Annotated in this window: 9 protein-coding genes and 1 tRNA gene; 5 read left to right on the top strand and 5 right to left on the bottom strand. The window is 65.4% G+C overall.

Annotation, left to right across the window (positions count from 1 at the left end; all coding sequences use genetic code 11):
• Nucleotides 1–36: 36 nt before the first annotated feature.
• Genes IPI56_02730 through dinB form a run of 3 tightly spaced genes read right to left on the bottom strand, consistent with a single transcriptional unit; the run spans nt 37 to nt 3,420 of the window.
• The gene (locus IPI56_02730) at nt 37–1,140 is read right to left on the bottom strand and encodes a chorismate-binding protein (GenBank protein ID MBK7544658.1); all 1,104 of its coding nucleotides are present in this window, start codon (nt 1,138–1,140) and stop codon (nt 37–39) included.
• Nucleotides 1,140–2,219, bottom strand: coding sequence for a DUF2914 domain-containing protein (locus tag IPI56_02725; GenBank protein ID MBK7544657.1), 1,080 nt, complete (start codon nt 2,217–2,219; stop codon nt 1,140–1,142). Before IPI56_02725 ends, IPI56_02730 begins: the two co-directional genes overlap by 1 nt.
• Nucleotides 2,185–3,420, bottom strand: a complete 1,236-nt coding sequence (gene dinB / locus IPI56_02720) for a DNA polymerase IV (protein ID MBK7544656.1) — start codon at nt 3,418–3,420, stop codon at nt 2,185–2,187. Before dinB ends, IPI56_02725 begins: the two co-directional genes overlap by 35 nt.
• A gap of 52 nt (nt 3,421–3,472) precedes the next feature.
• On the opposite strand from dinB, the gene IPI56_02715 reads away from it, so the two are divergent.
• The 4 genes from IPI56_02715 to IPI56_02700 all read left to right on the top strand — a co-directional run bounded on the left by IPI56_02715 (nt 3,473) and on the right by IPI56_02700 (nt 6,771).
• Nucleotides 3,473–3,559 (top strand) — tRNA-Ser (locus tag IPI56_02715).
• A gap of 264 nt (nt 3,560–3,823) precedes the next feature.
• Nucleotides 3,824–4,897, top strand: coding sequence for a hypothetical protein (locus tag IPI56_02710; GenBank protein MBK7544655.1), 1,074 nt, complete (start codon nt 3,824–3,826; stop codon nt 4,895–4,897).
• A 12-nt stretch (nt 4,898–4,909) separates the two neighbouring features.
• A complete protein-coding gene (locus IPI56_02705; GenBank protein ID MBK7544654.1) occupies nt 4,910–5,386 on the top strand; it encodes a hypothetical protein in 477 nt (158 codons plus the stop codon).
• Nucleotides 5,383–6,771 (top strand): hypothetical protein, encoded by a 1,389-nt coding sequence (locus IPI56_02700; protein ID MBK7544653.1) that lies wholly within the window; start codon nt 5,383–5,385, stop codon nt 6,769–6,771. The genes IPI56_02705 and IPI56_02700 overlap by 4 nt, the downstream gene beginning before the upstream one ends.
• A 7-nt stretch (nt 6,772–6,778) precedes the next feature.
• Here the strand turns inward: IPI56_02700 and IPI56_02695 are convergent, their stop codons facing one another.
• Entirely contained in the window at nt 6,779–7,468 is a 690-nt protein-coding gene (locus IPI56_02695) for a hypothetical protein (protein ID MBK7544652.1), read from the bottom strand.
• Between the two features lie 53 nt (nt 7,469–7,521).
• On the opposite strand from IPI56_02695, the gene IPI56_02690 reads away from it, so the two are divergent.
• On the top strand, nt 7,522–7,878 hold the full coding sequence (locus IPI56_02690; GenBank protein ID MBK7544651.1) for a hypothetical protein: 357 nt from the start codon (nt 7,522–7,524) through the stop codon (nt 7,876–7,878).
• Here the strand turns inward: IPI56_02690 and IPI56_02685 are convergent.
• Nucleotides 7,856–13,912 carry an alpha-2-macroglobulin gene (locus tag IPI56_02685; GenBank protein ID MBK7544650.1) on the bottom strand — a complete coding sequence of 2,019 codons (6,057 nt, stop codon included), beginning with the start codon at nt 13,910–13,912 and terminating at the stop codon, nt 7,856–7,858. The genes IPI56_02690 and IPI56_02685 overlap by 23 nt on opposite strands.
• Nucleotides 13,913–13,933: the final 21 nt, after the last annotated feature.

Raw genomic sequence — 13,933 nt, 5'->3', positions numbered from 1 at the left:
CCCTCCCCTTGGGGAGGGCGGGCCCGGGGCGGCGCGTCAAGCCCCCGCGCAGCGGGAGTCCCTTAAAAAGCGCGACTTCAGCAACCCTTCGGCCCACTCCCCGTCGGGGGTGGAGTCCCACACGATGCCGCCGCCGATGCCCATTTCGCCGCGCCCCCCGCGCAACAGGAGGGTGCGGATGGGAATGTTGAAAAAGAAATCCCGCTCCGGCGTGACGTAACCGATGGCGCCGGTGTAGACGCGGCGGTCCTCGGGCTCCAGGTTTCGCAGGATTTGCATGGCGCGGATCTTGGGCGCGCCCGTCACGGACCCCGAGGGGAAGATGGCCGCGAAGAACGACCGCAAATCCAACGCCGGGGGCACCCGGGCCGTCACCGTCGACGTCATTTGATAGAGCGTGCGGTAGCCCGTGACCTCGAACAGCCTGGGCGCCCGCACCCGGTCGCCCACGCGGCCCAGGTCGTTGCGCAGAAGATCGGCGATCATCACGTTCTCGGCGCGGTTTTTGGAATCGAATTTGAGCCGGAACCGCGCGAGCAGGTCGGCCCAGGGTGTTCGGCCCCGGACCCAGGTGCCTTTCATGGGTTTGGAAAGGAGCCGGTCTTTTGTTTTCTTTAAAAACAGCTCCGGCGACAGCGAAAGGATGTGGGCGTCGTCGCACTCGATCAAGGCCGGGTAAGGCACGGGCTGTTCGTCCAGGAGGGTGGCGAAGAGGACGCGGGAGTCGCCCGTCGCGGTGAATGTGTTTTTAATGCAATAGGTGATTTGGTAGACGTCCCCGCGCGCGATGAGGTCCCGGATGGCGGCGATGCGGCGGTCGTAATCGGGGCGTTCGATGTTCAATCGAAAATCCCCCAACCGGGGCGCGGGGCCGGCGCCGACGGGCCGCTCCGGCCGCGGCGGGCCGAACACGCCCACGCGCAGCAAGGGAAAATCCACCGGGCGGTTAAGCGACAGGGCGGGGTCGAGGGCGTACCCCGCCTCGAAAGAGAAGAACCCCGCCAGGTGGCGGCCCCGGGCCAGGGCCTCTTCCATCCGCTCAAAGGCGCGGGCCACGTGCGTGGGAGACGCCGCCTCGATCACCGCCTCGGCGCCCTCGTAGAACCGCCACCGTCCCTCAAAACCGGTCCAGACGCGCATCACATCCGCCGGATTTTTACGACCCGGGGTTCGGCGCTCGGGTCGGGCGCGACCGTGAAGTTGACGCCGCCCAAGGAGCGGTCGTCCTCCGTCACCACGCTCACCCGCCAGCGGCCCGGGGCGTAATTCGCCTTGGCGGCCCACCCCCGGTACCCCGCGGCCCGGCCGCCGCGGACTTCCAACGGGACGCGGTCGGTTTTGTTCCATCGTCCCGACGCGGGATCGCGATGTTCCCAAACCAACCCCAGGGCGTGGCGGAAGCGGCGGGGGCCGAACACCCGCACGAAAAAATGGACGCGGTCCCCTTCGCGGTAAAGGAACCGCCGGTCCTCCCGATGGAACCAATTGCCGGGGATGCGCCGCCAATAGGCGAGTTGGTAATTCTTTCCGACGCGTTCGACCCCGTGGAAGATGCCCGCGAATTGCAGCGACAGGGGCACGGGCGGGATCCACTTTAAAAAATAACTTCCGATCACCACGGCGAACACCAACGTCGGCGCCGCCGCCAGGGACACCCGGGTACGGGACGGGTGGAGGCGGTGCACGGCCCACACCAGTCCTCCCGTCAACACCCCCGCCAACAAAACCGATAACAGGAAGACGGCCCCGCCCATGACGCCCAGGGCGATGGGCACCAGGTAGTTCATGAACGACAATTGACAAAACGCGTAAAGGCCCAGCCGCAGGCGGTGCCCGACCCGGCGGACCTGGGGCATCTCGTTGGCGACCATGAGGAGCACCGTGGGGACGAAGAAGAACAAGGACCGTGAAACGGAGGTGCTTTTAAAATAGAGCACCACGAAGGCGCTGAGGAGGCCCCCGTAACAAAAGTGCAACAGTTCGGATTCGTAGCGCCAAAGCCGCGCGATCCAACCGGTCGACGTGACGGGCCGGGACCCCCGCCGCTCGTTTTCCAAAATGAGCCCGGTGATGAGGGCCAGATAAACGGCGTGGAGGGAAAGGTCCAACAGGGAATCGATGCGGACCAAGGTGACCGCGTCGAACAGGAAACCCACGATGAAAAAAACGAGGTTGGAATAGTGCTTAAGGACGCCGAAAAGGGTTTTCAGACGGTTCATGGGGGCCCGGCGATTTTACCTCATTTGCTTTTCGGGCCACCACCGCCCGCGCCCGGGAGACGACTCCCTTGCCGAAGCGGGCGCGGAGCCGATCCAGGGCGGCGTTCAGGCGATCGGGTTTTTCGGTGTCGGTGAAGAAATCCCGCTGGACCGGATCCCCGGTTAGACGCCCCACGGACACCCCCGCCAACCGCACGGGCCGCCGCAACGGCAGGAATTCCCCCAACAACCCCCGCGCGACGGCGTAGATGTCCATGTCGTTGTGGACAGCGCGGTCCAGGGTGCGGTGGACGGACCGGGTGACGAAATCCGAGGACCGAAGCGTCACCACGACCTCCCGCCCCCGTTGGCCCTGGCGGCGCAGGCGGACCCCGACCTTTTCCGACAGCCACAGGAGATAAGCCAACAGGCGCTCGGGATCCGCCGTGTCTTCGGGAAAGGTCACGGAGTGGCCGACGGATTTAACCGTCGTTTCGGCGTCCATCCGCGCCACGGGCGCGTCGTCTTCCCCCCGGCCCATGCGGCGGAGTTCGTGGCCCCACACGCCAAAGCGGGTCCGCAGAAGTTCTTCGTCGGCGTTCCCCAGGTCGGCGCAGGTGCGTAGGCCCAGGCCGGCCAGGGTCCGGGCGGTTTTTTTGCCGATCCCGCACAGGGCCTCCACGGGGGTCCGCGCCAGCAGGGGGCCCACCGACGCCGGAAGGACCACGGTGAGACCCCGGGGTTTTTTAATTTCGGAGGCCAATTTGGCCAACAGCTTGTTGGGGGCGACCCCCACGGAGCAGGGCAGGCGGAGGGTGTCCTCGATCCGTTTTTGCAAAAGCCGGGCTTGCTCCCGCGCCCAATCCCAGTCCGCGCCCCGGCGGGGATCCGTGATGTCCAAATAGGCTTCGTCCACGGAACACATTTCCACCCGGTCGGTCAAAACCGTCAAGAACGGCCACAGGGCCCGCGACGCCGCGCTGTAGGCCTCGTGCCGTCCCGGCACCGCGATCAAGGAGGGACAAAGCAACCGCGCCTCAAAAAGGCGCAGCCCGGTCTTGACACCGAAGGCGCGCGCCTCGTAGGACGCCGTCAACACCAGCCCCCGACGCCCGGCGCCCCCCACCACGGCCACGGGCCGACCGGACAGCGCGGGGCGGTCCCGCTGCTCCACGGAGGCGAAGAACGCGTTCATGTCGATGTGCAGGACGATCCGTCCCATGGCGATTGGCGTTTCCTCCTCGAAAAGATAGAATGACCGTCCTCGAATTTTTGGAAGGGTGCGAGAGCGGCTGAATCGGCGCGACTGGAAATCGCGTAGGGTCGCAAGATCCTCGAGGGTTCAAATCCCTCCCCTTCCGTTTTTCAATTCAAAGAGGGACTTGAACGCCTTTTTCCGCCGACCTCACGGGAGGAAAAGGACCCACCACGTGGGCCCGCCAGGAAAACGGCCCCCCCCGAAAAAGTCCCGGGAGCCGGAAAGGAACTTTTTCGGAGGGGCAAATCCCTCCCTCTCCGCCATTTTCCCCCTCGTTTCGACCCTTGCGCTTTCCCCAACCTCGGTGTACATATAAAAGACCGCTGGAGACCACCCCAAGACGGAACACTGGACACCGAGGCCCGACATGAAAAAACTCCTCTGCCTTTCCATTCTTGGAATGCTGTCAGGGGTTTCCCCCCAGGTTGTCGCCGCCGAAATAAAATGGAACGGCTATTTCAATTCGTCTTTCAGCGACGACTCCCGGCCCTCCAGCAACTCGTCGTTCGATGCCTACGCCCTCTCGATGATCACCCAAGCGGAAATCACCGACCGCGCCACGCTCTACAGCCAACTGGTTTACGAGCACGGCACGTTCCTTGAAGTCGCCGTCACCAATTCGGGAGGACGCTCCCTGGACAACCGATCCACGGGTGAGTTTACGGTGAATGACGCTTATCTCAAATACGACCTCACGGACGCCTTGGAAGTTCGATTCGGGAAGTTCGCCACCCCGTTCGGTCTTTGGAACACCGCCCAATACGCCGACTCGACCTTTTTGACAGCTCGCTTGCCGGGGCGGGACACATTTTATGCCCGCGGCGCGGAACCGCGGTTGGACTGCCACCTGTTTTCCCGGTACGCCGTGGGTGTTTGGGCCCGCGGACGGTGGAAAAATTTCGAGAGCGATTTTTACGTCTCCAACGGTCGAACCCAACTTTCCCAACACACGGACGACAACAACAACAAAGGTCTCGGCGCGCGACTGGGAATGTTGTTGAAAGCGCCCGGTTTTCAAAAACTGAATGTGACGTATTCCGGCTACCAGGACACGACCAGCACCGACACGGTATCCGCCGATGTTCAGGAGAACCGCACCCACGCCCTCTCGCTCGACACCCAATGGGGCCCCTGGATTCTGTTGAGCGAATACGGCAACGGGACCCGCGGCCCCCTGCGGCAAGAGGCGTTCTACGCCCTCGTCGGCTATTCCCTCAACGACCGGATCATTCCCTTTTTGCGCCATGAAATGCTCGAGCCCAACCGCGACGCCGGGCAGGACCGAACGCGCGTCACCGGCGCCGGCCTTCGATACAATCTGAATCCCGATGATTTTTACGGGGTCAATTTCAAACTGCAGGTGGACCGCATCGCCGCCGAAGACCCCGCCAAGGACAGCAGTTACAACCGGCTTTACCTGACCGTGGGGGCCGGGTTCTGATCCATGCTCCACGTGGGATCTCGACGATTTCAGGCCTTCGTTCTGACCGCCTGGGCGGCCGGCGGTTTGGCCGTCGCCGTCGCCCATGGGGTGGAAATCACAAAAACCGGGGGCATCGCGGTGGTCGTTAACGCCGACAATCCCTTCCCCCGGCCTCTGCCGATCTCTTCCCTGCGCGCCCTTTTTCTGGGCGACACACGCCGCCTCGGTGGCCAAAAAGCCCTCCCGGCCACCACCCAGGACAAAGAAGCCCTCGCCACATTTTACGCAACGATTTTGGACACCAACGAATCGGCGTTTAAATCCCACTGGCTGAAAAAGGTGTTTTCCGATGGCCTTCAGCCCCCGATCCAAATGCAATCCTCCGCCGATCTCCTGGACTGGGTGCGCCGGACCCCCAACGCCGTGGCCGTGGTGCCGGCGCGCGATGCGCTCAATAAAAAGGGCGAACCCTGGCCGGGCCTCGCCGTCGTTTTGGTGATCCGATGAAAACAACCCTCGACCGTTTCGCCGGGTCCCGGGCCCTGGCCGCCGTTTTTTTGGCCGCGGCCGTCGTTTTGTCCATTCTCAACGCGCGTGTTTTCGATCATTTGATCGGTCGGGAGTTTTACCCCCGCATCGCCTCCCTGGTTGATTCGTTCGAAAGCACGCTGAAAAACGCGTCGACTTTGGTGGACAACATCAACGACGCCCCGGCCGAGGTGTTGGACCTTTTTCGCGATTTCTCCATCGACACGCTCTCGCAACGCGATTTGGTTTACATCCAAATCCGAACACCGGAAAAGACGCTTGTTGAATCCCATGTTTTTGGCAAGATCCCTTTGGACATTCACCCCAACGCCCCCCTGCCCCCTTTCGATGCCCGCGAGCAATGGAACGTACGGGCGAACGGCCGGCCGGCGCGGGAAATTCGCTTTCCTCTCCTCAAGGATGACCAGCCCATCGGGGAAGTGCGATTGGGGTATTCTCTGGCGCGTGTCCAAGGCATCGTCCGGCGTTTGGCGATTATTTCGTTTTTCCTGACGTTGGCGCTGATGTTCGCCATGTGGGGGGGGCTTTTGTGGGTGTTGCGCCGCCAAATCGTGCGTCCGGTGGCCCAAACCGCCACGCAATTGTCGGGGGCGTCGGAACATCTGGGCCGATTGAGCCGCGACATGGCCTCCTTTGCCGCCGAGACATCGGACCTCGCCGCGGCCTCCTCCCGGGGGACGGACAACGCAACCCAAACCGGAAAGACCATCCTTGTTCAAACCACCCAGATCAACGACGGTCTCCGCTCCGTCCTGGACCAGGCGCGGATGGCGCTCACCGTGGCCCAGGACGCCGTCCGCTTTATGGACCAAACCAACGCCTCCATCGCGCGTTTGGACCGCGCCAGCTCGGAAATCGAAGCGCTGATCAAATCCATCACCAAGATCGCGGGGCAAACGAATTTGCTGTCCCTGAACGCCACCATCGAGGCCGCCCGCGCCGGGGAGGCCGGCCACGGCTTCTCCGTCGTGGCCAAAGAGGTCAAAGAGCTGGCGAGTGAAACAGCCCGCGCCGCCGAAGATGTCCGTCCCCGCGTGCACGCCATTCAAACCGACATCAAAACCGCCGTGGCCGCGGTGAACGAGGTGGCCGCCGTGATGCGCCAGATTTCGAGCGCCCAGGAAAACATCGCCGCGGCCGTCCAGCAACAGGCCACGGGCACCGACAACATCAAAGCGCTGGTGGAAACCGCCGCGGAAAAAAACGTGGAGATCCTGTCCAACGCGTCCACGGTGTCCGAAAAAGCCCGCGACACCTCCGCGGGGGCCCAGGAAACCCTCAAGGCCGCCGAAGATTTGGAACGGCTCGCGCGGGAGCTCCACGCGCGGGTCTCGATTTTCTAAAAAACCCTCAGGCCATCGAAAACAAATCCATCCGCGCGGACATCGGGATGTCCTCCACCGGCGACAAACCGAAACCGCGGCCGACGTAACGAACGGCGAACGCCAGCCGCCGATTCGGAGAGACCGCCCAAAAATGGTCCGGCCGGGTCCGCAAAATGTGCGCTGCCTTTTGGTGGGCGTCGGGAGGTTTTTGGCCCTCGGCCAAAACCAACGGGGGGAGGCCGTCGTGATAACCCGTCGACAGATCCACCGCCAATTTTTCCAACACCCGGTCGGAAGCTTTGGTTTCCGCGTAAAGGGACACCGCGCCGCGTTCGTCCCGCAGGGCCACGTCCAAAAATTCCGATTCGAAGCGAGTTCGGGCGCGCGGGTAGCCGTAGTGGGTGATCAACGCGGCGTACACGGCGGCTTGCGTCAGGGATTCCCGTCGCAGGCCGACCGTGAGCCCGGCCTCGTTCCGGACGAAAAAACCGAACGAGGACCGCCGGCCCGAACCCAACCGAAACCAATGGCTGTTCAAGGCGATGAGCCCCCGGCGGACGCCCCGGGTCCAGAAAGCCAGTTCCCAGGCGGTCAGGGGCTGGTCGGACAGACGCTCCGCCACCGTCCGTTGGAAAGCGCGGACCGTGCCGCCGGCGCGCTCCAGTTCCCCGGCGGCGCGGAGGATTTGATCGGTGATCCAGTCGTTTTTAAACATATACAAATGTATAGTATATGGAACAGGGGGACCGCGTCAAGTATCATGGGGGCATGAAAAGGTTCGCGGTTTGTCTGGCGGCGGGGCTGGTGGCCTGCGGAAAAGCCGCGCCCCCCGCGGTGGATCTGGAGGCGCTGGTCCTGCGCGTGGAAGCGCGCGCCGCGGAAATCAACGGGCTTAAAGAGAAGGCGAAAGCGGACAGCCGCCACAACCCCACCCGCGTCGCCATCGCCTTGGACGGGCTCCAGGAGCGCCTGCTCGTGCTCCGGCGGCAGCTCGACACACTCAAGGCCGCCGGGCCCACGCCCGACGATCAACTGTTGGTCGATTTCGAAAACGCTTACACGGACCTGGCCGCGGCCCTGCGGGAGTACAAAGCCCTTTACCTCAGTCCGCCACCCGCGTCTTGAACTCGTCGCTGTTGGCGGCCAATTCGGGGGCGTACATGCCCAGGGCCCGGGCGGGCAACGCGCTGAAGCGGCCCGGGGTCTCCGCCCGCAGTTCGTAGGAAACGCTCACCCGTCCGCGTCCCAGGGCCCGGAAGAAAAACCCGACCCGCTCATCGCGCAACTCCATGTACGGTCCGCCGCTTTCCCCGCTGCGCAGGGCCACGGGTTCGAACCCCGCCGGTTTCCGGTCCTCGACCAGAATGTATTCGTAGTCGTTTTTGGACTCCACGGACAATTCCACCAGGACCACGTCGCCGGTCTTGATTTCCTCGCCGTCCGTCAATGGAACGCGGGACTTCTTCTCCACCCGTTGGTCCACGGGCCCGCCGCGCGCGTCGACGGCGGCGACGCTCGCGCCGGCGTCGCGAAGTTTGTAATAGGCCCGGTCGACCTTGATCTCCAAACCCGCGCGGGTCAGGGGATCCTCCATCGTGAAGTTTTCCAGGGTGGCGTTCCAATAAAGGGCGCCCCGACCCGCTTTGACGAGACTCACCGTGTGCGTCCCGGTGGACAGGTCCTCCCCCGCCAGGACCACCCGGTTCTCAAAGGTGAAGAGATTGGCCGGGCTGATGACCACGGTTTTCACGGTCCGGCCGTCCACGGCCACGGTCAGGGTGTAATCCGGCCGGTCCTCGCCGGTGGCCGCCAACACCTCCGCGAAGGCCTCCACAATCAGCGCCGTGTCGCGGGTGGAGTTCCAGTAGGTCCCGTGCCGACGGTTGTTGAGCAGGTATTTCACCAAGCGGGGGATCACCGGGTCCCGGGGGTTCTCGGCCAGGAAAAACCGCAACACCGCGGCGTGGGCCTCGGTTTCACTGCCGTACCAACGCCACCAATAATGGGCGTTGTCCATGCGCAGATGGGCGGTCTCGTTCTCGTCGTCCCGGACCACGTACTGGGCCAGATGGCGACGCAGCTGGGCGCTCTCCTCCGCTCGCCCCGCCCGGTGAAGCGCCTGGCCCAGTAGCCCCTGGGCGTAGAGGCTGATTTTTAAACGGTCCCGCCACAGATACCCGCGCAAGACGGCGCTTTCGCGCCCGGCGTCCACGAGAATCCGGTATACCAAGGCGTCCAATTCGTCGGCCGCCTCCTTGCCGTCGCTTTTTTTCGCGTCCCCGCGACGCAGGCGCTCCCCCTCGCCCTCTTGGTAACGCGCCAACCAGGCCACGCCCCGGCCCAGGACATCGGCGGGCACCTTCAGTCCCGCCCCCCGGGCGGTCAACAAGCCGTCCACCACGACCGCCGTGGTGTGGGGCGAGGATTCCTCGCGCGAACCGCTGAACCACCCCCACCCGCCGTCGGAAAGTTGCATGGCGGTCAATCGCTTCAAACCCGTGGCCGCCATGTCGGCGACTTTTTTCTCGTCGAACACCGGGTTCCGGAACGGTTCTTCCTCGCCCCCCCAACGGCGGGCCCGGCGGGCCGGGTCCCCGGCCTCCTGGGCGTTCAGGTTCGTCCGTTTTTCCCGCACGTCGGCGAGGGAAATCCCGAGCCGCCGCAACGCCCCCTGGGTGATGACGGTGGGCAGGAACCGGTTCAGCGTCTGCTCCGTGCACCCGTAGGGGTAGTCGGCCAAATAGGGCAGGGCGTCCACCATGGCGAGGGCCAGGCTCGGGGAAACGCGGATCTCCAACCGAGAGGCTTCCGGTCGGCGCTCCGCCGGCACGCGAAAGGTCCAGGACGACGCCGTCGCCTCGGGCCGCTGGGACCCGCCGAAGGATTCGATTTTCGTCATGCCGTGGACCCGCGCCGGGAAACGGATTTCGACCGCGTCCGATTCCTCGTCCGTCACGGCTTTCGCGCGCGCCGTCGTCGGCCCGGGGCGAAGGGCCCGCACGCGCCAATCCACCCGGGCTTCGCCCTGGGGCGGGATCGACACCGTGCGGTCGCCGCCGTCCAACAATGCGAGGGTGTCCCCCTCCAAAACCAGCGACACCCGCACGTCTTTTCGAGACGATAAATAATTGTGCACGTTGGCGCTCAGAACCGCCTCGTCCTTTTGAACCAAGAAGCGGGGGGTCTGCAGGCGGACCAACAATTTTTTCGCGGTGACGATCTCCGCCGTCCCCTCGCCCACCCGCGCCCCGTCGCTCACCGCCCAGGCGCGGGTCTTCCACGTCGTCAGGTTGTCGGGGGCTTTGAAAGACACCGTGGATTCGCCCCGGGCGTCCGTGTCGACGCGGCCGACCCACAGGGCCGTGTCGGCGAACCGACTGCGCACCGTCGGTTCAACGCCCGGAGAGACGGCCCTCGATTCCTCCTCCGGCGCGGCGGCGTCCGCCACCGCGTTGGCCGAGGAAACACCGCTCCGCGTCGCCGCGGGGGCCGCGGCCTTGCGCAAAGCCGCCCCTCCCGCGACCCCCCCCTCCCGCAAACGATCCTTGTCCAATCCCTGGAATTCGTCCTGGGCCGCCGCGCCGAACACCCCCAGGGGCCCCATGCCGGGACGGTCCTTCAAAGGAAACGACCGGTCCCACCGGTCGAAGGCCGAGCGCCCGCCCGGCGTGTGGGACCGGCGCCACTTCCAGAAGAACTCCCGAATGTCGGCCACGTTGGAGCCGCCGGAAATGTATTCCACGCTCTTGTCGTAGACCGCCAGGGTGAGCGACCCGCGCACGGGCCGGCCCGCGGCGTCCGTCAGCCGCACCCGGGCTTTCGCCGTCTCGCCGGGTTTCACCGTCGAGGCGACCGGCTTCACCTCCACGTTCAAGGCGCGGCTTTCGGGCGGCAAAAGGATTTCCCGAATTTCTGAGAACACCCGCCCGTCCCGCACGGCCACCGCTTCCACGAAAATGTTCGGGCTGTCGGCCGCGGCCAGCGGCACCTCACGCAGCCCGCTTCGACCGTCCAACCGGACCAGCTCCGGTCGTTGGTAGACCCCGTTGACCGGACGGACGAAGAGCAGCACAGCGCCCCCGGGTTGGGCGGTGTTGATCAGGAGCCGGGCCGTCTCCCCCGGCGCGTGGGTGCGCCGGTCCAGCAGGATTTCCAAGTCGTTGAACCGAAAATCATTCCCCGGATCGCCGTCGCCGCGGGCCGTGAACAGCGCCGCGGTCTCCACGTCCCGGTCCCGGCCGTCCGTGATCGTCACGCTCAAACGGTATTGCCCGGCGCGCAGGGCCTTGAGGGAGACCGCCCCCCGCCCCTCGGCGTTGGTCCGAAGCGCCCAGGCCTCGAGCCGCTCTTCCGTCGGCGCGGCCGCTCCCCGGGGGACCAACCGGTGCAACACCGCCCGCACGGACGCCCCGACCAGGGGCGCCCCGCCCGGGGTCACCGCCGCGAAGGACACCCGCGCCGGTTCCCCCGTGCGGTAAAACCCGCGGTCCGTCCAGGCCGTGGCGCGAAACGGTTGCCGCGTGGCCACCATCGCCCCCCGCCCCGCGATCGTCCGCCGGGACTTGTCCGTCACTTCGGCGGTGATTTCGTAGCGGTGGTCCCGGTCGGGGTGCAGGGCCTTTGCCAGGGCCGTGTCGATGGGCACGGACAGCGTGCCGTCTTTTTCCAAAAACGCCTCGCCTTCGGCCACGATCTCGGGCGGGGTGCGGTCGACGGGAAACCACAGGGGGCGGGGGCGCCAACATCCCCAGCGCGCCCAGCCGGGCCACCAGGTCGCCTCCGTGCCCAACCAACCGTAACCGTTCCCGTACAGCCAATCCCAGGGCCCCGACGGGTACCAGCGTCCGTCCTCGCTCGTGCGCAGGACCTTGAACTTCACTTTCCCTTCGGTCACCGGCGCGCCGAAGTAATACCGGGCGGCGATTTTGACCACGGCGGCGTCGCCCAGGCGCAACGGCTCCGTCGGCGCCGAAACCGTCACTTCAAATTCCGGCTTCTTGTATTCCTCGACGCGGAAAGACAAAAACCCCTGGGCGGGCCCCAGGGCCCGCAACGAATAGGCTCCCAAGGCGGCGTCCGCCGGCAAGGGAAATTCCCCGTCAAAACCGCCCCGCGCGTCCGCGGCGACGGACCGTTCAAACACTTTTTTACCCTGGGGGTCGTAAATCGTGACGGAAAAAGCCGCCCCCGCGAAGGGCGAAGGGCCGGTCCGGTCGTGGGCGGCGCGGTCCGCCCAGGCGCGGAAACGGACGACTTGCTCGGGGCGGTAGACCGGCCGGTCGGAGATCAGGAACGCCGCCGCCCGGGCGGGTTCGCCTTCCCACCGGGACCGGAACCAATAATGTTGAAACCCCAAAAACGCGCGCCGCCCCCGGGCGTCCCGGGCCTCCACCAACCATTGATGGTCCCGTCCCAGATCCGCCGCGCCCACCGTCGCGCCGCCGTTTTGATCGACCGTCCGGGAAAAACCCCGCGCGTGGGTTTTCATGCGCGGGCGACCGACGCGGGAATCGATGTATTCGTTGCGGAAGCCGAAGAAATCCAAGACCGCCCCCGAAACGGGCCGGCCGGTCGCCGCGTCCGCGACAAAATAAAAATCGCCGTCCCCGACGGGCTTTTGAACCAGGGCGAGTTCGTCGCGCCAAACCACGAGGTGGCTCGTGTTGCCGCCCTCCACGCGCGCGGTGATAAGGAATGCCCCGTTGTCCTTAAACGGCAGGGGCACCGTGACGCGCCGGTCGAAATGCCCGGGGCGGGGCGTGAGCGGCACCGTCCAAGAGGCCACCCGCCGTCCCCGGTATTTCTCTTGCCCCTCCCAGACGATCCGCTGGCCGATGTCGTTCAGGCTCATCTTCGACCAGTCCCAGTCGCCGGGATCCGAACGCAAATAGGCCTTCACGTCGGTGATCAGGCGGTTCACGTTCAAGGCGTGCGCCTCAAAACGCACGGAGGTCGCGTTGCGGAACCGAAAGGCCACCGACGTCGGACGCCCGGCGGGCGCTTCCTCGTCCGCGAACGTTCCCCACCGGCCGAGGATCTGACGGAGGTGTTCACGGGCTTCGTCGTGGGTGGGCGGGGCGTCGGGGGCGGGGACCTCGGCGGCGGCCCCCATCGACAGCCGCCAATAATGGGCGGCGCGTTCGTATTGGCGGCGGTTCTCGAAGATTTGGGCCAGTTCCCGGAAACCCTCCAGGGACTTGTAGATCGCGATGAAGTTGTGTTCCGGCGGCAATTTAAATCGCTTGACCCCCGTGGCCAACCGGGCCAGGGTCTCGTCTTCCCCCAACCCGTCCAGCGACCACAGGGCCGCCGCCGTCGATTCGTCGTCGGTCACACGTCCCCAAAACCAGCCGAAAGATTGCAGGGTCTCGACCCCGAACTGTTGGGAGAGAAAATCGGCGTACCGCCGCCGGCTTTCGGGGGCGCGGGCGGCGTCGGCGCGGGCCCAGGCCGCCAACGCCCAGCGCCAGCGCTCCCCGTCCGAGCGCGCCGTCGCCCATCCGCTCGGCGCGCGATGAAACACCGGTTGACCCGCCCGGTCCACTGGGGCGCCCGCGGCGCTCGTCCCGCCGCCGTAATCATCATAGTCAGGCCATTCCGTGGTCGAGGTCAAGGCGCCCAACCGCCAGGCCCCCGCCCCCTCCCGCCGCGAATAAAGCGTGTCGGCCAGGGCCCGGTAAAAATCGCCCGCGACCGGGCGGGTTTCTTTTTCGGCGGCGTCCAGGGCCTTCTCCAACCAAGCCAGCGCCCGCGCCCGGTCCCGCTCGCCCGCGTCCACCAGGCGGACATTCCACACCCGGGGGTAACCCCGGTGGAATTGGCCATCGATCATGTGTCCAAAAGAAGGGGTCTCCCGCAGGCTGTCGGCGGCCGCCACCGCCAGCCGCCAGTTGCCGGGGTGCGCCCCGATCGCCTTGTCCCGGAAAGAATCGATGTCCCCGGACCGATTCAATCGTTCCAGGCATTGCAGGACATTTTTAAAATCCTGGCCCACGTTTTCATCCACGGCCGGCCGCAGGACAAGCGCGGAAAAGTCCGTGAGCGCTTGGGCGTAGTCCCCCCGGGCCAACGCCGCCTCCGCCCCGGCGCGGTCGACCGCAACGGCGTGGGCCGACCGCGTCACCGCCAACAGAACGAACAGCCAAAGGGTTTTTTTCATGGGGGTCCTCTCAAAATAAAT

Source organism: Elusimicrobiota bacterium (genome assembly GCA_016706425.1).
In the GTDB taxonomy this organism is placed as follows: Bacteria; Elusimicrobiota; Elusimicrobia; order FEN-1173; family FEN-1173; genus JADJJR01.
The sequence above is the reverse complement of the archived record's forward strand: the minus strand, read 5'-3'. Positions and strand labels throughout refer to the sequence as shown.